The following is a 22,480-nucleotide window of genomic DNA, read 5'->3' as shown; positions in this document are numbered from 1 at the left end:
CAAAAGACAACCACCCTTGTCAGGAATGCGCAAGCGAAAAGCGTGCTTGCGCATTCCTGACAAGCGCGGTTCCCTGCGGGCAGGCCATACGGGGATGACACGCAGCCCACCGACCGGAGTGCGCGCTGCGCGCGCAACTGCTAAAGCACGAAGCGTGTCACGGGGAAGTTCACCAGCCGATCGGGAAGCCAGCCTGGGTTCAGTCGCGCTCGAACACCTTTCGCCCGGCGAACCAGGTTTCGGTGATCTCCGTGGTGTACAGCTCCTCGGTGGCACTCTCGAAAGGGTTTCGGTCGAGCACCACGAAGTCGGCGGACTTGCCCGGCGTCAGTGACCCGGTCACATCGTCCACGCCCATCGCACGGGCCCCCGAGAGGGTGAACGCCTCGACTGCCTCGGCGAGTGTGATGGCCTGCTCCGGCCACAGGGCGCCGGGGTGGGCGCCTGCCGGGTCCTGCCGGGTGACGAGGCCCTGGATGCCTTCCCACGCGTTCGGCGACTCGCTGACCGGCCAGTCCGACCCGCCCGCGACCAGGGCGCCGCTGTCCAGCAGTGCGCGGTTGGGCTGCATGCGGGTCGCGCGCTCGGCGGGGAGCACGTTCGCGATGGCCGTGGGGATGACGCCGGGAACCCACAGGAACGGCGAGATGTCCGCCGCGACGCCCAGTGCGCCGAACCGCGCGAGGTCATCGGGGTGCACGAACTGTCCGTGTGCCACCTGGAACTTGACGTCGGTGAAGCCCTCTCCGCGCAGCTTCTCCACCGCGTCCAGCGTGGCGCGCACCGACGCGTCGCCGGTGCAGTGGATCTTGGCGGACAGCCCGGCGCCGGCGGCGGCGCGCAGCCAGTCCGCCAGCTCGGCGGGCGGCATGGTCGGCGCGCCGTGGAAGCAGGCGCCGTGCACCTCGTCCGGCAGGTAGGGCTCCAGGAACGCCGCCGTGCGGGTCGGCGGGACGCCGTCGAGGAAGATCTTCACGAAGTCCGGTCGGTGGTGCTCGCTGCGGTAGCGCTCCCCCAGTTCCAGCAGCGCCGACCCGATCGGGTCGTAGCCGAAGATCGGGTCGTTGATGAGCAGCGACGTCACCACCCAGGCGTCCAGTTGGCCCGCTTCGTCGAGCGTTTTGAGGGCGTTGAGGATGTCGACGGACACCCCGGCGTCCTGGAACGAGGTGATGCCGTAGGAGTGCAGGATGCCGATCGCGTGCCGCGAAGCGCGTGCGTGCTGCTCCTCGGTCAGCGTGCCGGTCTCCCGCACGGCCCGCTCGACCTGCACGCCCGCGGCCTCCAGCAGCACCCCGGTCGGGTCGCCGGTGACCGGGTCGCGCACGATCACGCCGCCCGCCGGGTCCGGGGTCGACGCGGTCACGCCGGCCAGCTCCAGCGCCCGGCTGCTCACCCACCGGTTGTGCCTGCTGTCGTCGGACAGCATGACCGCCCGACCGCCCGCCGCCTCGTCGAGCGCACGCCGGGCGGACTCCTGCGACAGCGTCTCCACCAGCGTTGACGCCCACGCGCCGCCCACCACCCACTCGTCCGGGCCGAGGTCGCGCGACCTCGCCCGGACCGCGTCCAGGATCGCCTCGAAGCCCAGGTCACCGCCGAACGTCAGCTCGAACAGCGCGGCCCGCCCGGCCAGCGCGTGGTGGTTGTGCACGTCCACCAGGCCGGGCATGACGAACGCGCCGCCCAGGTCGCGGACCTCGGTGTCCGGCCCGACGTCGTCCGATGAGACGAGCCTGCCGTCCTTGACGGCCAGCGAGGTGGCCCAGGGTCGCGCGCGGTCGACCGTGTAGACGGTCGCGTTGGTGAGGATCAGATCGGCTGCCAAGGTGCGGTCACTCCCCGGTCAGGCCGCGGGCGGCGCCCCGCGCGGCGGCACCGGGCAGCCGTGAAGTGCGCGCCGAAGGCGGAATGGCGGAGTTCGGACCCGCCCGGCGGGCGACCCCGAGGCACCCGGACCGGACATGCGACTCCTCTGCTCCCTAGGACCCAGGCAGTCTCGGCGTGCACCCGGCTCCGGCGGAACCGACTCGCCCACCCGGTGCGGCGCCGGACAAGAAGGATGCGCTGACAGCCAAGTACGGGCCGGGAACCATCGGCCCCGGCCGGCGGCTCGCGGCACCGCCCACGGGGATGTTCGCGCACACAACACCGCATGATCGGACACCGGTGCGAGTTCGGCGATCCGCTTCCCCCGTCGACATGGCTACCGTCCTGACCAGCCGGGTTGCCATCGGCATGCGGCCCTCGGGCGACAACCGTGGAAAGTCCTTCGTGGACATGAACCGAAGCGCCACCGGCAGCCGTTCCCGGGCGGACCGACGACGGGAGGGGGAACCATGGGCCGGCACAGCCCGGTTGTGCTGCAGATCCCGGAGGTCTGCCACTGGAACCCGTACATCGCGCTCGCGGAGCGGCACCTCCAGGCTCGCGGCGTCCAAGTGGTGCGGCCCGCGCTGTGCCTGGACCAGCCGGACGTCCCGCCGCCCGCACCGGCCGTCGAGATCGATCCGCGGCCGGACATCGTGCACGTGCACTGGCCGGAGATGCTGGCCACCCGATACGGCATCGACCGGGCGCTGACGACACTGCGCGACCTGACCGCACGCGGAGCGCGCATCGTGCAGACGGTGCACGACCTCCAGCCCCACGAGTCGAGCCCCGAGCTGGTGGCCTACCTCCACGAGGTCGACGCGCTCACCAGCGGATCGCACTTCTTCTCGGCCGAGCACGAGCAGCAGGCCCGCCTCCACCGGCCGAAGCTGCCGGGACTGCGCACCCTGCTGCCGCACCCGGCGTTCCCCGCGTCGAACCGGCCCGAGCGGCGGGCCACCACGCCGGGTGACGAGGTCGTGCTGGGCTGCTTCGGCAGGATCCGGCCCTACAAGAGGTTCGCGGAGTTCGCCGGCGCGTTCGGCCGGACGGCACGGACCGGCTTCCGGCTGCTGATCGCCGGCGAGCCCCACTCGGCCGAACTGCACCAGGCGCTGCGACACCTGGCGGAGCGCCATCCGCAGCTCACCTACCTTCCGGGGTTCCAGTGTGACGAGGACTTCTCGGCCCTGGTCAGCGAGGTAGACTGGGTCGCGTTGCCCTACCGGCGGGTGTTCTCCAGCGGTGTGCTGGTGGCCGCGATCCAGGCAGGACGGCCGGTGCTGTCCCCCCGGCCCACCGGCGCCGACGCCTACGCACTCGGCGCGAACCTGTCCACGGTGGAGCCCTGGGACGACGTGACGGCGATCGAGCGCTGGATGGACATTGCGCGCCTGCCCCGGCCGCCGGCGCCGCCGAGGTCCCTGCCGACGTGGGACGCCGCCAGCACGCACCTGATCGCCTTCTACGACCAAGTGCGGAAAGTGCCGAGGGATTCCTGAAAGCATTTCCTCCGGGCGGACCCCTTCGGGCACACCAGCCCCTACGCGGAGTACGAGATCAAGACGAAACCCTGCGGACCCGACCACCCGACGAGCGGGGTGAATGCCCTACGGCCGTCAGCGCCGCTGGTTCATACAGGTCCCCATGCAGCGGGGGTCGGGGACTCCCTGGCATGCCGCGGCGCATCTGACCGGGTTCGCGGCGGTGCTCAGGTCGTGGCCCCGCGACGCCCAGAACGCGCCCCACCCACTGCGCAGGATGCCGCCGCGATCCAGGAAGATGTGCCCCAGCGTGGAGGTGGACGAGTCGTACTGGTTGGGTGTTCCCCGACAGCCGGCGTGCGGGTGGTTCTCGTCGACCAGTATCCCGCCGTGGTCGTAGAAGCACTCGTTCTGCGGGTCGCCGGTAGTGGGTTTGCGGTCCTCCAGGATGCCGCGGTAGCCGCAGTGGAACCAACTGGAGTCGCCGAAGTACGCCTTCCAGCCCGGCGGCGCCGATCCGGGATGCCTCGGCGGACACGGCGCCATCCGCTGGACCGCGAGACCGTCCGGGCTCACCAGCCGCGCCACGGCCGGCTCCTCGTGCTCGGGCGCCTGCTCCTTCGCACAACCACATCCCGGGTTCTCGGGCGCACACCGCTGCACGGCCGCGGCGACCGCACGGTTCCCGGCCAACGCCTGAAGCTGCAGGAGCGCTCCCCGTCCGCCGCCGGGCACCGGGCCACGAGCCCGGGGAACAGCGGCTGCGCGGGCCTGTTCGTAGTCGAACATGGCTGCTCCAAGGTGCCGACGTGGCTGCGGTGCTGCCCACTACGGTGAGCGCCTCAGCCGCCCGCCGCGACGCCGTCCGGGCAGACCTGCGGGCAGCACCGGTCGCTCGAACGGGCAGTACGCCCGTCGCCACCACCGATGTCCCGGTGGTTGCGGCGTGGTCGTCCCAGGACGGCCTCAGACGGCGACCGGCTCCGGCGCGGGCTTGCGGCCTTTCATCACGAACAGCGCCAGCACCGCGGCGGCCAGCACCCCGGCCGCGCCGGCCAGGAACGCGGTGGACATGGCGTCGGTGAACGCGGTGCGGGCGGCGTCGGTCAGGGTCGGCGTGCCGAGCGACAGCGCGTCGCCGATGGACTTCCGTGCCTGCTCGGGCGAGGTGGCGGGCATCGCGCCGGTGTAGTTCGCGGCCACCACGCTGCCCAGCACGGCCACGCCGAGCGCCGCGCCAAGCTGCTGGATGGTGTCGTTGAGCGCCGAGCCGACGCCCGCCTGCTCCGGCGGGACCGCGCCCATCAGCGCGGCGATGGCCGCCGGCATCGCCAGACCGCCGCCCGCGCCGAGCAGGACCAGAGCGGTGACCAGCGTCGACAGGCTGTCGATCGTGGTGAGGCCGGACAGCAGCACGAAGCCGGCCGCCATCGCGACCATGCCGACCACGGTCAGCGTCCGGTTGCCGACGCGGGTGCCGAGGGCCGCGCCCAGCGAGTTGAACACCAGGGACGCCAGCGCCATCGGGATGAACGCCAGGCCGGCTTCGGTGGGCGTGTAGCCGAGGACGAACTGGAGGTACTGGGTCAGCACCAGCAGCAGGCCGCCGTTGCCGATCTGCACCAGCGTCAGCGACAGGCTGCCACCGCTGAAGTCGCGGTTCCGGAACAGCTTCAGCGGGACCATCGGGGCGTCGGTGCGCAGTTCCCACCACCCGAAACCGACCAGCGCCACCACGGCCACGCCGAGCGCGGCGAGCGTGTTCGGGTGGAAGAAGCCGTGCTTGGGCAGCTCGATGATCATCCACACCAACGAGGTCATGCCGACCGCCGACAGCACCGCGCCCAGCGGGTCGGGCCGCTGCCACGGGCCGCGCGACTCGGGCATCAGCACCGCGGCGGCGACGATGGCGACCACGGCGATCGGGACGTTGATCAGGAACACCGCGCCCCACGAGAACCACGCGATCAGCGCGCCGCCGAGCACCGGGCCGCCGATCATGCCCACCACCGCGACCGCGCTCCACGCGGCCATCGCCTTGCGGCGCTCCTGCTCGTCGAACACGGTGATCAGGATGGACAGCGTGCTGGGCATGACCAGCGCCCCGCCGACACCCATGACCACGCGGGCGGCGATCAGCTCGCCCGGGTCGGACACGAAGGTGGCGAACAGCGACGCGGCCCCGAACAGGGCCAAGCCGATGATCATGACTTTTCGCCGGCCGAAGCGGTCGGCGAGGCTGCCCGAGGTGAGCAGGAGGCCGGCGAACACCAGCAGGTAGCTGTCCAGCACCCACTGGATGTCCTGGGCGCTCGCCCCGAGGTCCGCGGTCAGCGGCGGGACCGCGACCGTCAGCACCATGTTGTCGATGACCAGCACCAACGTGCTCAGGCACAGCACGACCAGGATCAGCCACCGGCGCGGGTGACGGTTGTCCGTCATGATCTCTCCCCAGTTCTTGCGTACAGCGTTCCGTTGATGCGCACACCGTACGCACACTGGAACGCTGTACGCAAATGCGCATGGCGTGCGCTACAGTCGGGACATGACGACCGACGAACTCCCCTCGGTGTGGACCCGGCAGCGCCGGTCCCGTGAGCAGCCCTCGCTGAACCGGGCGCAGATCGTCGCCGAGGCGGTGGCGCTGCTGGACGCCGACGGCATCGACGCGCTGACCATGCGCCGCCTCGGCACCCGCCTGGACGCGGGCGCGACGTCCCTCTACCGGCACGTGGCCAACCGCGACGAGCTGATCGAGCTGGTGGTGGACGAGGTGTACGGCGAGATCCGCATCCCGGACGCCGGCGGCGACTGGCGCGCGGCGGTCACGGCCTGCGCGCGGAGCGTCCGGGAGATGATCCTGCGGCACCCGTGGATCGCGTCGGTGCTCGGCCAGGTCGGGCTGTCCTACCTGGGCCCCAACGTGATGCTGCTCAACGAGCGGATGTTGGCGATGCTCGGCGCGGCGGGCTTCCCACCCGACGAGGCGGGTGACGCGCTCAGCACGGTCATCGCGTACGTGATCGGCACCGGCATCAACGAGGCCGCGTGGCTGACCATGCTCGCGCGCAGCGGCGAGAGCGAACAGGACTGGCAGCGCCGGCTGACCCCGACCCTCGCCCGCGCCGTCGAGGACTACCCGAACCTGCGCGCGCAGTTCGAAGGGACCTCCGACCAGGACCCCACGCGCCTCCGCGAGGAGAGTTTCGCCTACGGCCTCGCCCGCGTCCTGGACGGCCTGGAACCCCGCCGCCGGAGCGCAGCACCCGCGTGATCTCGCTCGACTGCGTCGCGGAACAGGTCGCCAAACCGGTCAGGAATCGAGAAGCGGGGGTCGCGGAGCCGCGGTTAGCGTGACCGCCATGGTCATCACCATTCACGCGAGCTTCCTCCCGCACGACGACCCGGACGCCGCCCTGGCGTTCTACCGCGACGTCCTCGGTTTCGAGGTCCGCAACGACGTCGGGTACGACGGGATGCGCTGGATCACGGTCGGCCCCGAGGACCAGCCCGGCACGTCCATCGTCCTGCACCCGCCCGCCGTCGACCCCGGCATCACCGAGGACGAGCGCAAGACCATCGTCGAGATGATGGCCAAGGGCACCTACGGCGGCATCATCCTGGCTACCCCCGACCTCGACGCCGCCTTCGAACGGGTCGAGGCGGCCGGCACCGAGATCGTCCAGGAGCCGACCGAGCAGGCGTACGGGATCCGCGACTGCGCCGTCCGCGATCCCGCGGGCAACATGGTCCGCATCCAGGAACTCCGCCGAGAGCGTTCCGCGACGACCTGACCTGCCCTGACACCTCAGTTAGCACGGCGACATACCGGTCGGCACCGCCGATCGGGTAGACAATGGGCAGCGGAACCAGCCAGGCGACGACGGAGGCCGCGCGAGCGGCCCCGTCCGAGAAGATGGAGACTCGATTGAGCAAGGCCAAGAAGACGGACACGAAGTCGCCTGCGCCGCACGTCGCCGACAACCACGACCTGATCCGCGTGCACGGCGCGCGGGTGAACAACCTCAAGGACGTCAGCGTCGAGATCCCGAAGCGCCGGCTGACGGTGTTCACCGGCGTCTCCGGCTCGGGCAAGAGCTCGCTGGTGTTCGGCACGATCGCCGCCGAGTCGCAGCGGATGATCAACGAGACCTACAGCGCCTTCGTGCAGGGCTTCATGCCGACGCTGGCGCGGCCCGAGGTCGACGTGCTCGAAGGGCTGACCACCGCGATCATCGTCGACCAGCAGCGGATGGGCGGCGACCTCCGCTCCACGGTCGGCACCGCCACCGACGCCAACGCCATGCTGCGCATCCTCTTCAGCCGGCTCGGGCAGCCGCACATCGGCTCGCCCCAGGCGTTCTCCTTCAACGTCGCCTCGATCAGCGGAGCGGGCGCGGTCACCATCGAGCGCGCCGGGCAGACCACGAAGGAACGCCGCAGCTTCAGCATCACCGGCGGCATGTGCCCGCGCTGCGAAGGCCGCGGCACGGTCTCCGACATCGACCTCACCCAGCTCTACGACGACTCCAAGTCGATCGCCGAGGGCGCGTTCACCATCCCCGGCTGGAAGTCGGACAGCTTCTGGACGGTGCGGCTCTACGCCGAGTCGGGCTTCCTCGACCCGAACAAGCCGATCCGCAAGTTCACCAAGAAGGAGATGAACGACTTCCTCCACCGGGAGCCGACCAAGGTGAAGGTCGAGGGCGTGAACCTGACCTACGAAGGTCTGCTGCCCAAGATCCAGAAGTCGTTCCTGTCCAAGGACAAGGAGTCGCTCCAGCCGCACATCCGGGCGTTCGTGGACCGGGCGGTCACCTTCACCTCGTGCCCCGACTGCGGCGGCACCCGGCTCAGCGAGGCGGCCCGGTCCTCGAAGATCGGCGGGATCAACATCGCGGACGCGTGCGCGATGCAGATCAGCGACCTGGCCGACTGGGTCCGCGGCCTGGACGAGCCGTCGGTGGCGCCGCTGCTCGCGACGCTGCAACGGACCCTCGACTCGTTCGTGGAGATCGGGCTGGGCTACCTCTCGCTCGACCGGCCGGCGGGCACGCTGTCGGGCGGCGAGGCGCAGCGCACCAAGATGATCCGCCACCTCGGCTCGTCGCTCACCGACGTCACCTACGTCTTCGACGAGCCCACCATCGGCCTGCACCCGCACGACATCCAGCGGATGAACGAACTGCTGCTGCGGCTGCGGAACAAGGGCAACACGGTGCTCGTCGTGGAGCACAAGCCGGAGACGATCGTGATCGCCGACCACGTCGTGGACCTCGGCCCCGGCGCCGGCACGGCGGGCGGCACGGTGTGCTTCGAGGGCACCGTCGAAGGGCTGCGGGCCAGCGGCACCGTCACCGGCCGCCACTTCGACGACCGGGCTTCCCTCAAGGAGACCGTGCGCGAGCCCACCGGCAAGCTGGCGATCCGCGGGGCGTCGGCGCACAACCTCCGCGATGTCGACGTGGACATCCCGCTCGGGGTGCTGGTCGTCGTCACGGGCGTCGCGGGCTCCGGCAAGAGTTCGCTCGTGCACGGGTCGATTCCGGCCGGCGAGAACGTGGTGTCGGTCGACCAGAGCCCGATCCGCGGCTCGCGGCGGAGCAACCCGGCGACGTACACCGGGCTGCTCGACCCGATCCGCAAGGCGTTCGCCAAGGCCAACGACGTGAAGCCGGCGCTGTTCAGCGCCAACTCCGAGGGCGCGTGCCCCAACTGCAACGGCGCGGGCGTCATCTACACCGACCTGGCGATGATGGCCGGCGTCGCCACCACCTGCGAGGAGTGCGACGGGAAGCGGTTCCAGGCCGCGGTGCTGGAGTACCACCTGGGCGGCCGGGACATCAGCGAGGTGCTCGCCATGTCGGTGACCGAGGCCGAGGAGTTCTTCGGCGACGGCGAGGCGCGCACGCCGGCCGCGCACGCGATCCTCGGCAGGCTCGCCGACGTCGGGCTCGGCTACCTCAGCCTCGGCCAGCCGCTCACCACGCTGTCCGGCGGCGAGCGGCAGCGGCTCAAGCTGGCCACCCACATGGCCGCGAAGGGCGGCGTCTACGTGCTGGACGAGCCGACCGCCGGCCTGCACCTCGCCGACGTCGAGCACCTGCTCGGCCTGCTCGACCGGCTCGTCGACGCCGGCAAGTCGGTCATCGTCGTCGAGCACCACCAGGCGGTCATGGCGCACGCGGACTGGATCATCGACCTCGGCCCCGGCGCCGGCCACGACGGCGGCCGGATCGTCTTCGAAGGCACGCCCGCCGACCTCGTGGCCGCCCGCTCCACCCTCACCGGCGAGCACCTGGCAGCCTATGTCGGGGCCTGAGTCCCGGCGGACACCGGCGGCCTACGTCGAGGCCGGAGCCGCAGCGGACACCGGCGGCGCGACCCACCTCGAACCGAGCGGGGTCGCGCCGTCGGTGTTCAGCAGAAGACCGCCTCCGGCAGTCCCGGCCTCCGACTACTCCGTCACGGCTTTTTCCGCGCCGCCACAACGATGAACGCCCCGGCGACGGCCCCGGCGAAGAACGGTGACGGCACCAGCAGGACACCGCCGACCACGCACCACGCCGCGAGGCCCCAGCCGACCCAGGCGGGCACCGCCACCCCGCGTCCGGCGAGGTGCCAGACCAGGCACGCCAGGAGGATCAGGGGGACGGAGAAGCTTCCCGGGCCGGCCCAGAACGTGACCGCGTTCTGGAGGCGTTCCACGGTCGGACCGGCGTCGTCCGTGAGCCCGAGCGGGACGGCGGCCCAGAGTCCCCGTTCCGCCCAGCCGGCGATGTCCTCCGGGGCGAACAGCGTGAGCAAGGACAGGTGCCCTGCGCCCAGGACGAGCATGATGCCGCTCGCCCAGCGGAGCAGCCGCTTCCCGGTGTTCATCGTGACCCCCGTTGCCGCAAGACGATCTTCTATGTCAGCCAGCATAGGCTATCGTGGCGAACATAGAAGGAGGTGTCGTGGCGACGCGGCGAGAGCAGACCAGCGGGGAGAGCCGCGAGCTGATCCTCACGGCGGCGGCGGAGTTGTTCGCCGCCAAGGGCTACCGGCAGACGACGTTCGCCGACGTGGCCGAGCGGTCCGGGATCAGCCGGGGTTCCATCCCGTGGCACTTCGGCAGCAAGGAGGGCCTGCTGCTGGCGGTGCTCGAAAGCTCGCTGGACCTGGTCCGCGCGGGCCTCGGCGACGGGTCGGGGCCGAGTACGGAGGCGGGGCTGGACCGGATGACGGCGCACCTCGACGCCCTGTTCGCCCAGCCCACCACCAAGCTGTTCGTCACGCTGCTGGTGGAGGCACTGGAACCGGACTCGCCCATCCACGGCCGTTACGTCGCGATCCACGACACCTTGCGCGACCACTGCAAGCGCTGGCTGGACGGACTCCCACCGCTACCCGGCGTGTCCACCGAGGCGTTGGCGGTCGCGATCGTCGGGGCGGGGATCGGCATCCACGCGCAATGGCTGGTGGCGCCCGACCGAGTCCACATCGGACAGTCGTTGGCCGCGTTGCGCGCGTTGGTGGCAGGACTCATGCCTAGGACGTGAGCGCGGTCTTTCACACCGGGACCGCACGCCTGCGCCACACCGTGTTCACCACGGCGAGCACGACACCCAGCCCGACCAGCACCAGTCCGCGCACCCACACACCGGTCTCCAGTTGCGTGAACAGCAGCAGGCACGACCCGACGCCGAGCACCGGCACGATGACCGGGACACGGAAGTGCTCGGTGTCGCCGGGGTCGCGGCGCAACACGAGCACGGCGGCGTTGACGGCGGTGAAGACGATGAGGAGCAGCAGCACCAGCGTGGTGGCGAGCGCCTCGACGTCCCCGGTCAACGCCAGGACCAGTGACGCGCCGGACGTGGCGAGCGCCGCCACCCAGGGCGTGCGGCGGCCGGGCAGGACACGTCCCAGCACGGCCGGCAGCAGGCCGTCGCGCGACATGCCGTAGGCCAGGCGGGAGGACATGATGCCGGTCAACAGCGCGCCGTTGGCGACCGCGACCAACGCGACCAGGCTGAACAACCACTCCGGCACACCACCGGCGACCCGGACCACCTCCAACAACGGCCCGCTCGACTCGGCGAGCCGGTCGGTCGGCACGGACGCGCTCGTCACCAGTCCGATGAGGAGGTAGACGACGCCGACCGTGGCCAGCGCGCCCAACAACGCCCGCGGGTACGACCGCCGGGGGTCGCGCACCTCCTCGGCGAGGTTGACCGACGTCTCGAAGCCGGCGAACGAGTAGTAGGCGAGCACCGTCCCGGCGAGCACCGCGCCGAACACCCCCTGCCCGGTGTCGACCTGCGCGAGCCGGGCAGGCTCCCCGTCACCGCGCAACACCACCCAGGCGCCGAGCCCGATCACCAGCACCAGCCCGCCGAGTTCGACAGCGGTGGCAACCGCGTTGGCACGCAACGACTCTTTGACCCCGCGGATGTTCAACGCCGCCAACCCGGCCAACAACACCACGACCACCACCGCCACCGGCACGGACACCAACGACCCGAGGTAGTCCCCCGCGAACGCCCGAGCCAACGCCCCCACCGACACGATCCCGCCCGCGAGCATGCAGAACCCGACCACCGACCCGACCGCGCTCCCGAAGGCCCGCGTCGCGTAGTGCGCCGACCCGCCCGCACGCGGGTACTTCGTCGCCAGTTCGGCGTACGAGGCCCCGGTGAGCGTCGCCAGCCCCAGCGCGCACAGCAACGGCAGCCAGACGGCACCCCCGACCTTGCCGGCGACCGCCCCGACAAGCACGTACACGCCCGCGCCGAGGATGTCGCCCAGGATGAAGAAGTACAGCAACCGCCCACTCACGGCCCGTTTCAACGAGAGCACCATGCCGGTCCCTTACCCGCCTGCCGGAACTTCCGAACTTCTCCGGCCTGTTCGCCGCCGGCTGTGGTGACGTTCATCGCCGGAGCCCACGGAGCGTGTGACGCGCATCATGTGCCGACTGGTGCAACCGATCGCCGCCGCGGGCTGTATCTGGGGAACCGATCGAGAGGGGGCGGCGCGGGTGGATCGGCTCGATTTCACGCGGGTGGTGGTTGATCGCGCCATGGCGTGGCGAAGGGTGGCCTTCCTGATCTGCGGCGACTGGCAGGGCGCCGAGGACCTGGTGCAGACGACGGTGATGCGGCTCTACCGGCAGTGGCACCGGTTGGACGCCGAAGGTGTGGAGGCCTACGCGCGGCGGGTGATCTCCAGGCTGGCGATCGACGCGGCGAGGAAGCGGGCGCGGTTCGGCGAGGTGCGCGCGGTGGTGCCGGAGGAGGCTTCCGCCGAGGGTGCGTCGCGGGAGGACGTGATGGATGTGCGGGCAGCTCTGAGTGGGGTGCCCGCGGGTCAGCGAGCGGTGCTGGTGCTGCGGTTCTACCTGGACCTGTCGGTGGCGGAGACGGCCGCGGTGCTGGGGATCGGGCCGGGCACGGTGAAGTCGCAGTGCGCCCGGGGCCTGGAGGCGTTGAGGATGCGGCTCGGCTCGGCTCCGGTCGGCCTGCGGCAGGGGAGGGAGTGACGGGCATGAGCGTCGACCGGGAGCTGTTCGAGCGTGCGCTGGGCGACGAACCACCACTCGGGTTGGACGTGGCGGCCATCGAGCGGGCGGAGGCGCTTCGTGCGCGGCGTCGTCGGATCGGGGTTCCGTTGGCCGCGGCGACGGTGGCGGTCGTGCTGATCGGCGGTGGCGCCGCGCTCACCGGAGGGATCGGGGCTTCCTCCGGCGGGCCGGGGTCCTCGGGCGCGACGGCCGCACCGTCCGCTGCCTCGAAGCCGACGCGCGAAACGGCGGTACCGGGCAACCGCGAGGCGGGCTACTGCTATCGCACGGCCGACATCACCAGCCGCGAGGTCAACCAGCACCTGCTGTTCGGCATCGCGGGCGCGGGTCCGGACGGGCGCGGCGACATCACCGCCCACATCATGTCGATCTGTGACGACGCCTGGCGGAACAACTACTCCGGATGGAACGGGACGCCGCGCACCGACGGGACGGCCCACCCCGTGCCCGAGCTGGTGGCCTGCGTGCTGGACGACCGGGCCGTCGACACGGTGGAAGGCGCCATCGCGGTGTTCCCCGGTACCCCCGACACGTGCGCCGGCCTCGGCCTGCCCGTCGCCGACCTCGGCCGATGAGCGGCCCACCAGGGTGATGGCGAGGTCACGTGCGGGCCGGGCATCGCCTCCGGCGCACGTCACGGGTCGCGCGTGCCCTGCTATCGTCGATGCGGAGAGCCGTGCGAAGGAGACTCGACGTGGCGGGTGAAGACGACATCTCCGGGTGAGACCCGGAGCTGAGAGGCCATCGGCGCTGCCGCTGTGGCCTTTTCGTCGTCCACTTTTCCCACCGGGCACCGCCCACCCACACCCGAGGTCTCACCCATGTCCGAAACCCGCGTCGTCGTTTCCGGCCTGTCCTTTTCCTGGCCCGACGACACCCCGGTCTTCGACGGCCTGTCCGCGACCGTCCCGAACGGCCGCACCGGTCTCGTCGCACCCAACGGAGCCGGCAAGACCACCCTGCTCAAGCTCATCGCAGGCGAACTGCGCCCGTCGGCGGGCAGCGTCACCGTCGACGGCGTGCTCGGCTACCTCCCGCAGGACCTCCCGCTCACCGGTGACCCGACCGTCGCCGAGATCCTCGGCGTCGCCGAAACCCTGCGCGCCCTGGCGGCCGTCGAATCCGGCGATGCCGACGAAAAGCACTTCACCACGATCGGCAACGACTGGGACGTCGAAGAACGCACTCGCGCCCAGCTCAACAAGCTGGGCCTGGACATCGGCCTGGAACGTCCCCTGCACACCCTCAGCGGCGGTCAGGTCGTCTCCCTGGGCCTGGCCGCGCAACTGCTCAAGCGGCCGGACGTGCTGCTGCTGGACGAACCCACCAACAACCTGGACGCCGACGCCCGCCACAGGCTCTACGACGTGCTGGACGACTGGCACGGCTGTCTCCTCGTGGTCAGCCACGACCGCGCCCTGCTCGACCGCATGGACCGCATCGCCGAACTCGACAACGGCGAGATCCGGTACTACGGCGGCAATTTCACCGAGTACGAACGGGCGGTCACGGCGGCTCGGGAGGTTGCCGAGAAGAACATCCGCAATGCCGAGCAGGAGGTCAAGCGCGAGAAGCGGGAGATGCAGCAGGCTCGCGAGCGGGCCGCGCGCAGGGCGAGCAACGCCGCGCGCAACCTCGGTGACGCGGGCCTGCCGAAAATCTTCGCCGGGACCATGAAGCGCAACGCGCAGGAGTCGGCCGCCAAGGCGGACGGCACGCACGCGGCGCGGGTCGGCGCGGCCAAGGCCAGGCTCGACCAGGCCGAGCGGGCGCTGCGGGACGACCGGAAGATCAGCGTCGAGCTGCCGCGGACCGCCGTCCCCGCCGGGCGGACGCTCTTCTCGGGCGAACGTTTGCGGGCAGGCTACGGCGAGCGGGAGCTGTTCGCGGGTGACGGTGCGGACCTCGCGATCCGCGGTCCCGAGCGGATCGCGCTCACCGGTCCCAACGGCGTCGGGAAGTCCACCCTGCTGCGGATCATCCACGGCGACCTGGAGCCCACCGGCGGCGACGTCACACGCGCCGACGGCCGGATCGCCTACCTCTCGCAGCGCCTGGACCTGCTGGACGGCGACCGCACCGTCGCCGAGAACCTGGCGGCGTCCGCGCCGGCCATGCCGCCTGCGGAGCGGATGAACCTGCTCGCGCGCTTCCTGTTCCGCGGCTCCCGGGCGCACCTGCCGGTCGGCATCCTCTCCGGCGGGGAACGGCTGCGCGCCACGCTGGCCTGCGTCCTGTTCGCCGAACCGGCGCCGCAACTGCTGTTGCTGGACGAGCCCACGAACAACCTCGACCTGGTCAGCGTCGGGCAACTGGAGAGCGCGCTCAACGCTTTCCAGGGCGCGTTCGTCGTCGTCAGCCACGACGAACGCTTCCTCGCAGAGATCAGGGTCGACCGCGGGCTCCGGCTCGACAACGGGCGGCTGCTGGAGACGGCCGCGCCCCGCTGAGCCGCAGTCCTAGTCGTCCACGTCCACGGGCACCTGGACGCTTCGCAGCAGGGCCGCCGTCGCGATGCACAGGACGATCAGCACGGCGACGTTCGCCCACGACGCGACCCACATGCCATGCGTGAACGCCGCCCTGGCGACGTCCATCAGCTCGGCGCCCACCGACCCCGGCTGGTCGCCCGCGACCGACGCCGCGCCGCCCAGCGTGTCCCGGGCCGCCCGCACCGCGTCCGGGGGCAGCCCGGCCGGCAGCGTCTCCGGCGTCACCTGCGCCCGGTACACCGCGGTGGTGATGGTGCCCGCCATCGCCACGCCCAGGGCGTTGCCCAGTTCGGCGCCGGTCTCGCCGATGCTCGCCGCGCTGCCCGCCCGTTCCCGCGACGCGCTGCCGATGATGAAGTCGTTGGTCAGCGCGAGCGCCGCCGAGACGCCGAACGACACCAGGGCGAACCCGGTCCCCGCGAAGGCCATCGGCGAACCGGCCCCGGCCAGCGCGATGACCACCGAGCCCACGGCGGCCAGGCCGAAGCCGCCGGTCATCACCCACACCGGGTGCGTCCAGCGCACCGCCGCGGGTGCGAGCAGAGTGCCCACCACGCCGGCGACCATCGCCGGCAGCACCGCCACGCCCGCCTGGAGCGGCGACATGCCCAGCACGAGCTGCGCGTACTGGAGCACCAGGAACTGGATGCCGGTCTGCACGTACAGGCCGAGGGTCTGGCCGCTCAGCGCCACGCCGAACGCCGGCCGCCGGAACAGCGCCAGGTCCAGCAGCGGGGCGGGGCTGCGCAACTGGCTGCGTGCGAACACCGTCCCCAGCACCACGCCGAGCACCACGGTCGCCACCGGCGCCAGGCCCAACCCGTCGCGCGCGAACTCCTTGAGGCCGTAGACGATCAGGATGATCGCCGACGTCGACAGGAGGACGCCGGCCGGGGCCACCCGGCCCGGCGCGGACGAGCGGTGCTCCGGCAGCAGCAGCGGGCCGGCGATCAGCAGCACCAGCGGCAGCGGCACGCCGACCAGGAACACCGAGCCCCACCAGAAGTGCTCCAGCAGCACGCCGCCGACCAGCGGCCCGATCGCGCCGCCGACCAGGAAGTTGGTCATCCACACCGCGATGGCGAACCGCCGCTGGTCGCGGTCGTGGAACATGTTGCGGATCAACGCCAGCGTGGAGGGCATCAGCGTCGCGCCCGCCACGCCGAGCAGCGCCCGCGCGGCGATCAGCAGCGCGGTGCTCGGCGCGTACGCGGCCAGCAGCGACGCCAGGCCGAACGCCGCCGCGCCGATCAGCAGCAGCTTGCGCGCGCCGATCCGGTCGCCGACGGTGCCCATCGTGATCAGGAACCCGGCGACCAGGAAGCCGTAGGAGTCGACGATCCACAGCAACTCCGAGCTGCCCGGCCGCAGGCTCTCGGCGAGCGCGGGCGCGGCCAGGTGCAGGACCGTCATGTCCAGGCCGATGAGCATGGTCGGCAACGCCAGGACCGCGAGCCCCGCCCACTCCCGTCGACCCGCCCTGGTCAGTGGGGCCTCGCGCACAGTGCCGCCTTCCTTGCGTTCCGGGTGCGGCCTCAGCCGTCGTCCAGGGTAGTGGCGAGCCGTTCCAGGAGGGTGCGAACGGCATGGGTCAGGTCGTGGGACAGTGCCTCGCGCGCGCCGAGCCACCGCGCGGATTCGCCCTCCGAGTTCAGCCGCAGCGGCGCGCGACCGTCGAACTCCGCCAGGAACGGGTGCCACACGTGCGCGTCCGCGCCGCGGCGGCACCCGTCACCGGGGATCGGGAGCCGTTCGAGGGGCCGCATCACGGGTGGCGGAACCCCCGTCTCCTCGAACAGTTCCCGGGCCGCCGCGGCGGCCGGCTCCTCGCCGCGCTCGACGTGCCCCGCCGGCACCGTCAGGGCGAACGGGTACGCCGTGCGCTGGAAGAAGAGGAAGCGGCCCTCCGGGTCGCGGAGGAACACGCCCGCGGTCTCGTGCCAGTACTCGCCGTCCGGCTCGACCCACCACGAGACGGCGGGATCGAGCACGAGCGCGCGGTCCGCGACGCGCCCGCAGGCGGCGCAGGCGCAGCGCTTCCGGCCGCCCTCGGTGAACCACTCCACCGACTCGGCGTGGCAGTGCAGGCAGAACTGGTGCGGTGCCCCGTCTTCCAGCGCGTGGCGCGGCAAGAAGTCGATCCTCATCGCCGGGTGGTCAGCTCTTCACGTCGAGGCGTTCGAGCAGTTCCACGTCACCCATGTAGAAAGTGGTGTCCGTGGTCGCCGAGTCGTCCGACGGACCGCGGCTGCACATGCACATGTGGCGGCCGGTCGACATCACCCGCACCGCGCGGGCCCCGCCGGAGGTCATGATCTCCTCCGCGATGTCCTTCACCAGGTGCTCCTGGATCTGGAACCGGCGGCTGAACGCCTGCACCAGGCGCGGGAACTTGCCCAGGCCGAGAATCCGGTCACCCGGGACGTACGCGACGTCCACCTTGCCGAAGAACGGCAGGAAGTGGTGCGCGCAGATCGAGTAGTAATTGATGTCGTGCACCCGGACGATGCCGTCGTGCGGGTTCTGCACCTCCACCGTCGTCTTGAGGATGGTGGACGTGTCGATTTCGTACCCGCTGAGCAGCTCTTGGTACGCGCGGACGATGCGGGGTTCGCACTCCGGTTCTTTGTACCAGTCGAGTGCGCGTTTGTCCGTGGTGACGTTCTGCTCTAACCACTCGGCGATCGTGGTCATGACTCTCCCTCTGCTTGGTCGGCGACATTGCCGTACGAGTAGCGGGGCGGCAGGTATTCCCACTTGTCCGGCGGAGCTTGGGACAAAAACTCTATGACGACGTTGCGGTAGGGGCCGCCGCTGAGGTTCACCAGCCGGTGCGCATGGCCGCGCCGGCGGTGCACCACCTGGCCCAGGAAGTCGTCCTGGTCCTCGTAGACGCCGTCTTCGTACTCCAGGCGCACCAATCCCGGACGGTCCACGACGAAAACGTAGTCCCACGGGTGGGTGTGCCACTCCGTCGATTCGCCCGCCGCCAGTTCCAGGAGCCAGACCCGGGTGTGCTCGTCCTCGAACAAGACCCTCGTGCCGGGTGCGCCGCGGGCTTCAATATCCGTCAAGGCTTCTGACATGAAACTCCCCCTGTTCGAATCCACGGGTAGACCCGCCGTCCGTTGCCTGCGCGTACGACGGCTCGGGGAGAATGGATTGATCGTCCCGGAAATCGCGGGAAACCTATCTGTAGCCCCCCAGGCCACGGTTTCGTCTCATGGACAGTGTCAGCGTGCCAAGGCGTGAATCCGAGCGTCCATAGGCCAGTCGAGTGACGCCGGTAACGACTCGCCGTTACCACGGCGTAACCCATGGCTATTCCAAGTTACGAGGCATTGGTGCACTGTGAACGATTTCGGCTTGCCGAAGGGGATATCCGGGAAGAGGAGCGGCAATCAGCCGGGGCACATATCATCCCGGGCCGCCGGAATCCGGACTCGTCAGCGGCCCTATGGTGGTGCCATGGCCGACAACAACCCGTGGGAACCACCACTCGCCGGCACCGAGGCCGAGCACCTCGTGGGCGCCCTCGAACGCCTGCGCACGACCTTCCGCTGGAAGGCCGACGACCTCGACTCGGCAGGGCTGCGGACCCGGGTCGGCGCGTCCTCGCTGACCCTCGGCGGCCTGCTGAAGCACCTCGCGCGCGCCGAGGACGAGATGTTCGGCGTCAAGCTCGGCGGAACACCGCTCGGCGCCCCGTGGGACGCCGCGGACTGGGACGCCGATCCCGACTGGGACTTCAACTCGGCCGCCGACGACACCCCCGAACAGCTCTACGCGCTCTGGGACGGCGCCGTCGAGCGGTCCAGGGCCACGCTCGACGCCGCCCTGGCCGACGGCGGGTTCGACCAGCTCGTCCACCTGTCGTCGCCCGATGGCCGCCGCGCCGGCCTGCGGCGCCTCGTGTGCGACCTGATCGAGGAGTACGGCCGGCACACCGGCCACGCCGACCTCCTCCGCGAAGCCGTGGACGGGCTCGTCGGCGAGGACCCGCCGGCCGGCTGGCACACACGGGCGACCGCGGGCTAACGCCACGAGGACCCGCCGGCGGGCTGGGACACACAGGCGACCGCTGGCTAGCGCCACGAGGGCCCCGGCCGACCGGCACACACGGGCTAGCGTGGGCTAGCGCCACGAGGAGAACAGCTACGCACGCCCAAGCGCCGTATCGGCTCCCGCGGTCGGCACCGGGCGTACGTGGTGCGGTTCAGCGAAGGTCGCGGGCGAGTGCGCGGCCGGCGGTGCGGCCGGAGAAGACGCAGCCACCGAGGAAGGTGCCTTCCAGCGAGTTGTACCCGTGCACCCCTCCGCCGCCGAACCCGGCCGCTTCACCGGCCGCGTACAGACCTTCGAAGACCGTCCCGTCCGGCCGCACCACCTGTGAGTCGAGGGTGGTCTGCAAGCCGCCCAACGTCTTGCGGGTCATCGGGTGCAGGCGGATCGCGAACAGCGGGCCGTGGGCGGGGTCGAGCACGCGGTGTGGCCGGGCGATGCGCGTGATCCTTTCCGGAACATACGCCCGTGCATTGTGGACGGACTTCATCTGCATGTCCTTGGAGTAGTCGTGGAGGACCTGGCGGTCGCGTGCCACGATCTCCTGTTCCACCTCCGCGTAGGACAACGGAGCTTCGGGGGTGAGCGCGTTCATCGCCTCCACCAACTCGGGCAGGCGTCGGCGGATGACGATGTCCACACCGCGTTCGAGGAACGCGCGCACCGGCCCCATCGCGCTCTTCTTCAGCTCCAGCAGCATCAACGCGCAGTTCTTGTCGGTCAGGGCGGGGTTCTGCTCCGATCCGGACAGGGCGAACTCCTTGTCCACCATCGACTGGGTCATGATGAGCCACGAATGGGAGTGGCCGGTCAGCGCGATGTGCCGCATCGTCGGCAGGTTGGCGTGGCCCGGGAACAGCGGCGGCGGCAGGCGCCGGCCGGTGGCGTCCAGCCACAGCGGCGACGGGCCGGACAGCAGCCGCACCCCGTGGCGGGGCCAGACCGGGGCGTGGTTCACCAGGCCCTCGGTGTAGGGCCAGATGCGGTCCAGGTTGACCACCGAGCCGCCGGCGCGGCCGGCGATACCCAGCATCCGCCCGTCGACGTGCGCGGGCACCCCGCTGAGCAGCGCCGCCGGGGCCGGGCCGAGGCGGTCGGTCGGCCAGTGCTCGCGCACCATGTCGTGGTTGCCGCCCATGCCGCCGGACGTGACGAGGACCGCCTGCGCGCGCAGCTCGAACGCGCCGACCTCCTCCCGCGAGGACGGCACGCCGCGTGGCTCGTCCGAGGGCGCCAGCACCGCGCCGCGCACGCCGACCGCGACACCGCCCTCGACGACGATCTCGTCGACCCGGCGACGGTGTTCGAACGTCACCATCCCGTTCTCGGCGGCGGCGAGCACCGGATCGCGGAAGATCCGCACGATCTCCGGGCCGGAGCCCCAGGCGTAGTGGAACCGGGGCACGGAGTTGCCGTGGCCGGTCGCGGTGCCGACCCCCCGTTCCGGCCACCCGACGATGGGCACGAAACGCAGCCCGCGCCCGTACAGGTAGCTGCGCTTGTCACCGGCGGCGAAGGCCACGTACGCCTCCGCCCACGCACGGCCCCACCGGTCCTCGCGGTCGCGGTCGAACCCCGCCGAGGCCAGCCAGTCGGACAGCGCCAGCTCCGGCGAGTCCTTGATGCCCAGCCGCCGCTGCTCGGGCGTCCCGACCAGGAACAGCCCGCCCTCCGACCAGTGCGCCTGGCCGCCGAGGTTGGCTTCGTTCTCCTGTTCCACGACGACCACCCGCCGGCCGGCTCGGGTCAGCTCGTACGTCGCCACCAGGCCGGCGAGACCGGCTCCCACGACGATGACGTCCGCGTTGTCGCTCATGGCAGGTTCCCCCCTCCGGTCGTGCGGTCGTCGACGCCGGCGAGGAAGGGGCGGACCTCTCCGAGCAGTTCGTCGGCCCCCTCCAGCGGCACCAGGTGGCCGCACCACACGAGCAGCTTCAGTCGGCCGCGGCGCAGCCTGCGACGGGCGGCGATGCCCTGCCAGAAGGGGACCATCACGTCCTTGAGCCCCCACACGACCAAGGTCGGCATCGGCAGTTCCGGCAGCCGGCCGAGGGCCAGGTTCCGCTGTCCCAGGAGCCCGATCGCGGTGCGCTGGGAGCGCAGGGCGGTGGCCAGCGTCCCCGGCGTGGCGACCGCCTGGACCTGGCTGGACCACCAGGGCTCGGTGACGCGCCAAGGCCGGTGGGCCCCGATCAACACCGTCGCGGCGACGAGCAGCTCCGGGCCGAACGGGAGCAGCGGGATCAGCCACTGCGTCAGGTCACCCAGCGGGGTCACGGACTGCACCACCATGGCCGGGTTGATGGCGCGGCCCATGCCGGAGGGGCTGACCAACACCAGGGCCGGCACCTGGCCCGGCCGCTGCAGGGCCGCGGTGACGGCCACCCCGCCGCCCAGCGAGTGCCCGACGAGCGAAGGCCGCTCCAGGCCGACGGTGCGGGCGAACGCCCACACGAACGCGGCGAGCGCCGCGGCGGAGTTGTCGGGGATCGGTTCGGTGTAGCCGTAGCCGGGCAGGTCCACGGCGACGGCCCGGTGCCCGTCGGCGAGGCCCTTGAGCACGTCGTACCACTCCTCGGCGACGCTTCCCTCGCCGTGGATCAGCAGGACGGGCGGCCCGTCGCCGGCTTCCAGGTAGCGGGTCTCCGTGCCGTCGACCCGGGTCCAGTGCTCCTTCACGGCTTGCGCCCGTCCTGCGGTGGATGTGTTCATCAAGGTCTCCCGTCATTGCTCTGCGGAAGCTGCGGACGGTTTCCGACAGTCGGGACGGTAAGTACCGGCCGGGTGGTGCCGGCAGGCGCGCCGAGCGGCATTGGAAGCTTGTCCGACCGGTGGTGCGCGCGCCCGCTCACGCGGTGGGACAAAGGCTCGGTAGCGAACTACCGGGCGTTGGAACCCAGGACCAATTCCCTATTTGCCGGCACGCTGCCGGCCTGGAATTCTGGGCCGGGAAGACATCCGGGCGTCGGCGTCGGCGGCCGGCGTCCGGGCAGGTGAAGGGCAGC

20 protein-coding genes are annotated in these 22,480 nt (G+C 71.2%); 9 read left to right on the top strand and 11 right to left on the bottom strand.

Annotated elements, in window-relative coordinates; all coding sequences use genetic code 11:
• Window positions 1-199: 199 nt before the first annotated feature.
• A complete protein-coding gene (locus ACQPZF_RS12625; RefSeq protein ID WP_433271525.1) occupies window positions 200-1,828 on the bottom strand; it encodes an amidohydrolase in 1,629 nt (542 codons plus the stop codon).
• Window positions 1,829-2,339: 511 nt separating this feature from the next.
• On the opposite strand from ACQPZF_RS12625, the gene ACQPZF_RS12620 reads away from it, so the two are divergent.
• Window positions 2,340-3,374 carry a glycosyltransferase gene (locus ACQPZF_RS12620; RefSeq protein WP_433271523.1) on the top strand — a complete coding sequence of 345 codons (1,035 nt, stop codon included), beginning with the start codon at window positions 2,340-2,342 and terminating at the stop codon, window positions 3,372-3,374.
• 117 nt (window positions 3,375-3,491) lie between these two features.
• Here ACQPZF_RS12620 and ACQPZF_RS12615 read toward each other — a convergent pair whose 3' ends face one another.
• Both ACQPZF_RS12615 and ACQPZF_RS12610 read right to left on the bottom strand, forming a co-directional pair.
• Window positions 3,492-4,145, bottom strand: a complete 654-nt coding sequence (locus tag ACQPZF_RS12615) for a hypothetical protein (protein WP_433271521.1) — start codon at window positions 4,143-4,145, stop codon at window positions 3,492-3,494.
• Window positions 4,146-4,322: 177 nt separating this feature from the next.
• The gene (locus ACQPZF_RS12610) at window positions 4,323-5,798 is read right to left on the bottom strand and encodes an MFS transporter (protein ID WP_433271520.1); all 1,476 of its coding nucleotides are present in this window, start codon (window positions 5,796-5,798) and stop codon (window positions 4,323-4,325) included.
• 103 nt (window positions 5,799-5,901) lie between these two features.
• On the opposite strand from ACQPZF_RS12610, the gene ACQPZF_RS12605 reads away from it, so the two are divergent.
• The 3 genes from ACQPZF_RS12605 (at window position 5,902) to ACQPZF_RS12595 (ending at window position 9,678) form a co-directional block, all read left to right on the top strand.
• Window positions 5,902-6,630, top strand: a complete 729-nt coding sequence (locus ACQPZF_RS12605) for a TetR/AcrR family transcriptional regulator (protein WP_433271518.1) — start codon at window positions 5,902-5,904, stop codon at window positions 6,628-6,630.
• 88 nt (window positions 6,631-6,718) lie between these two features.
• Window positions 6,719-7,150, top strand: coding sequence for a VOC family protein (locus tag ACQPZF_RS12600; protein ID WP_433271516.1), 432 nt, complete (start codon window positions 6,719-6,721; stop codon window positions 7,148-7,150).
• 134 nt (window positions 7,151-7,284) lie between these two features.
• On the top strand, window positions 7,285-9,678 hold the full coding sequence (locus ACQPZF_RS12595) for an ATP-binding cassette domain-containing protein (protein WP_433271514.1): 2,394 nt from the start codon (window positions 7,285-7,287) through the stop codon (window positions 9,676-9,678).
• A gap of 143 nt (window positions 9,679-9,821) precedes the next feature.
• Here the strand turns inward: ACQPZF_RS12595 and ACQPZF_RS12590 are convergent, their stop codons facing one another.
• Entirely contained in the window at window positions 9,822-10,235 is a 414-nt protein-coding gene (locus ACQPZF_RS12590; RefSeq protein ID WP_433271513.1) for a DUF6463 family protein, read from the bottom strand.
• A 77-nt stretch (window positions 10,236-10,312) separates the two neighbouring features.
• Between ACQPZF_RS12590 and ACQPZF_RS12585 the strand changes: the two genes are divergently transcribed.
• Window positions 10,313-10,897: a TetR/AcrR family transcriptional regulator gene (locus ACQPZF_RS12585; RefSeq protein WP_433271511.1), complete on the top strand. Its 585-nt coding sequence runs from the start codon at window positions 10,313-10,315 to the stop codon at window positions 10,895-10,897.
• Window positions 10,898-10,907: 10 nt separating this feature from the next.
• On the opposite strand, the gene ACQPZF_RS12580 is transcribed toward ACQPZF_RS12585, so the two are convergent.
• The gene (locus ACQPZF_RS12580) at window positions 10,908-12,200 is read right to left on the bottom strand and encodes an APC family permease (protein ID WP_433271509.1); all 1,293 of its coding nucleotides are present in this window, start codon (window positions 12,198-12,200) and stop codon (window positions 10,908-10,910) included.
• Between the two features lie 178 nt (window positions 12,201-12,378).
• Between ACQPZF_RS12580 and ACQPZF_RS12575 the strand changes: the two genes are divergently transcribed.
• The 3 genes from ACQPZF_RS12575 (at window position 12,379) to abc-f (ending at window position 15,371) form a co-directional block, all read left to right on the top strand.
• Window positions 12,379-12,879, top strand: coding sequence for an RNA polymerase sigma factor (locus ACQPZF_RS12575; protein WP_433271507.1), 501 nt, complete (start codon window positions 12,379-12,381; stop codon window positions 12,877-12,879).
• Window positions 12,880-12,884: 5 nt separating this feature from the next.
• The gene (locus ACQPZF_RS12570) at window positions 12,885-13,496 is read left to right on the top strand and encodes a hypothetical protein (RefSeq protein WP_433271505.1); all 612 of its coding nucleotides are present in this window, start codon (window positions 12,885-12,887) and stop codon (window positions 13,494-13,496) included.
• Between the two features lie 246 nt (window positions 13,497-13,742).
• Window positions 13,743-15,371, top strand: a complete 1,629-nt coding sequence (gene abc-f / locus ACQPZF_RS12565; protein ID WP_433271503.1) for a ribosomal protection-like ABC-F family protein — start codon at window positions 13,743-13,745, stop codon at window positions 15,369-15,371.
• A gap of 9 nt (window positions 15,372-15,380) precedes the next feature.
• Here abc-f and ACQPZF_RS12560 read toward each other — a convergent pair whose 3' ends face one another.
• The 4 genes from ACQPZF_RS12560 to ACQPZF_RS12545 are packed head-to-tail and all read right to left on the bottom strand — an operon-like array spanning window position 15,381 to window position 18,499.
• Window positions 15,381-16,916, bottom strand: coding sequence for an MFS transporter (locus ACQPZF_RS12560; RefSeq protein ID WP_433271501.1), 1,536 nt, complete (start codon window positions 16,914-16,916; stop codon window positions 15,381-15,383).
• A 32-nt stretch (window positions 16,917-16,948) separates the two neighbouring features.
• Window positions 16,949-17,560, bottom strand: coding sequence for an NUDIX hydrolase (locus ACQPZF_RS12555; RefSeq protein ID WP_433271499.1), 612 nt, complete (start codon window positions 17,558-17,560; stop codon window positions 16,949-16,951).
• A 10-nt stretch (window positions 17,561-17,570) separates the two neighbouring features.
• Window positions 17,571-18,107, bottom strand: coding sequence for a GTP cyclohydrolase I (gene folE / locus ACQPZF_RS12550; protein WP_433271497.1), 537 nt, complete (start codon window positions 18,105-18,107; stop codon window positions 17,571-17,573).
• Window positions 18,104-18,499 carry a cupin domain-containing protein gene (locus ACQPZF_RS12545; RefSeq protein ID WP_433271495.1) on the bottom strand — a complete coding sequence of 132 codons (396 nt, stop codon included), beginning with the start codon at window positions 18,497-18,499 and terminating at the stop codon, window positions 18,104-18,106. The genes folE and ACQPZF_RS12545 overlap by 4 nt, the downstream gene beginning before the upstream one ends.
• Window positions 18,500-18,881: 382 nt before the next feature.
• Between ACQPZF_RS12545 and ACQPZF_RS12540 the strand changes: the two genes are divergently transcribed.
• Window positions 18,882-19,451: a DUF664 domain-containing protein gene (locus tag ACQPZF_RS12540; RefSeq protein ID WP_433271493.1), complete on the top strand. Its 570-nt coding sequence runs from the start codon at window positions 18,882-18,884 to the stop codon at window positions 19,449-19,451.
• A 178-nt stretch (window positions 19,452-19,629) separates the two neighbouring features.
• On the opposite strand, the gene ACQPZF_RS12535 is transcribed toward ACQPZF_RS12540, so the two are convergent.
• Together ACQPZF_RS12535 and ACQPZF_RS12530 are read right to left on the bottom strand one after the other, a co-directional pair.
• Complete coding sequence (locus tag ACQPZF_RS12535; protein ID WP_433271492.1) at window positions 19,630-21,291, bottom strand: FAD-binding dehydrogenase; 1,662 nt, start codon at window positions 21,289-21,291, stop codon at window positions 19,630-19,632.
• Window positions 21,288-22,187: an alpha/beta fold hydrolase gene (locus ACQPZF_RS12530; RefSeq protein ID WP_433271490.1), complete on the bottom strand. Its 900-nt coding sequence runs from the start codon at window positions 22,185-22,187 to the stop codon at window positions 21,288-21,290. Before ACQPZF_RS12530 ends, ACQPZF_RS12535 begins: the two co-directional genes overlap by 4 nt.
• Between the last annotated feature and the right edge of the window lie 293 nt (window positions 22,188-22,480).

The sequence above is a fragment of the Actinosynnema sp. CS-041913 genome, assembly GCF_050942485.1.
Lineage (GTDB): Bacteria > Actinomycetota > Actinomycetes > Mycobacteriales > Pseudonocardiaceae > Actinosynnema.
The sequence above is the reverse complement of the archived record's forward strand: the minus strand, read 5'-3'. Positions and strand labels throughout refer to the sequence as shown.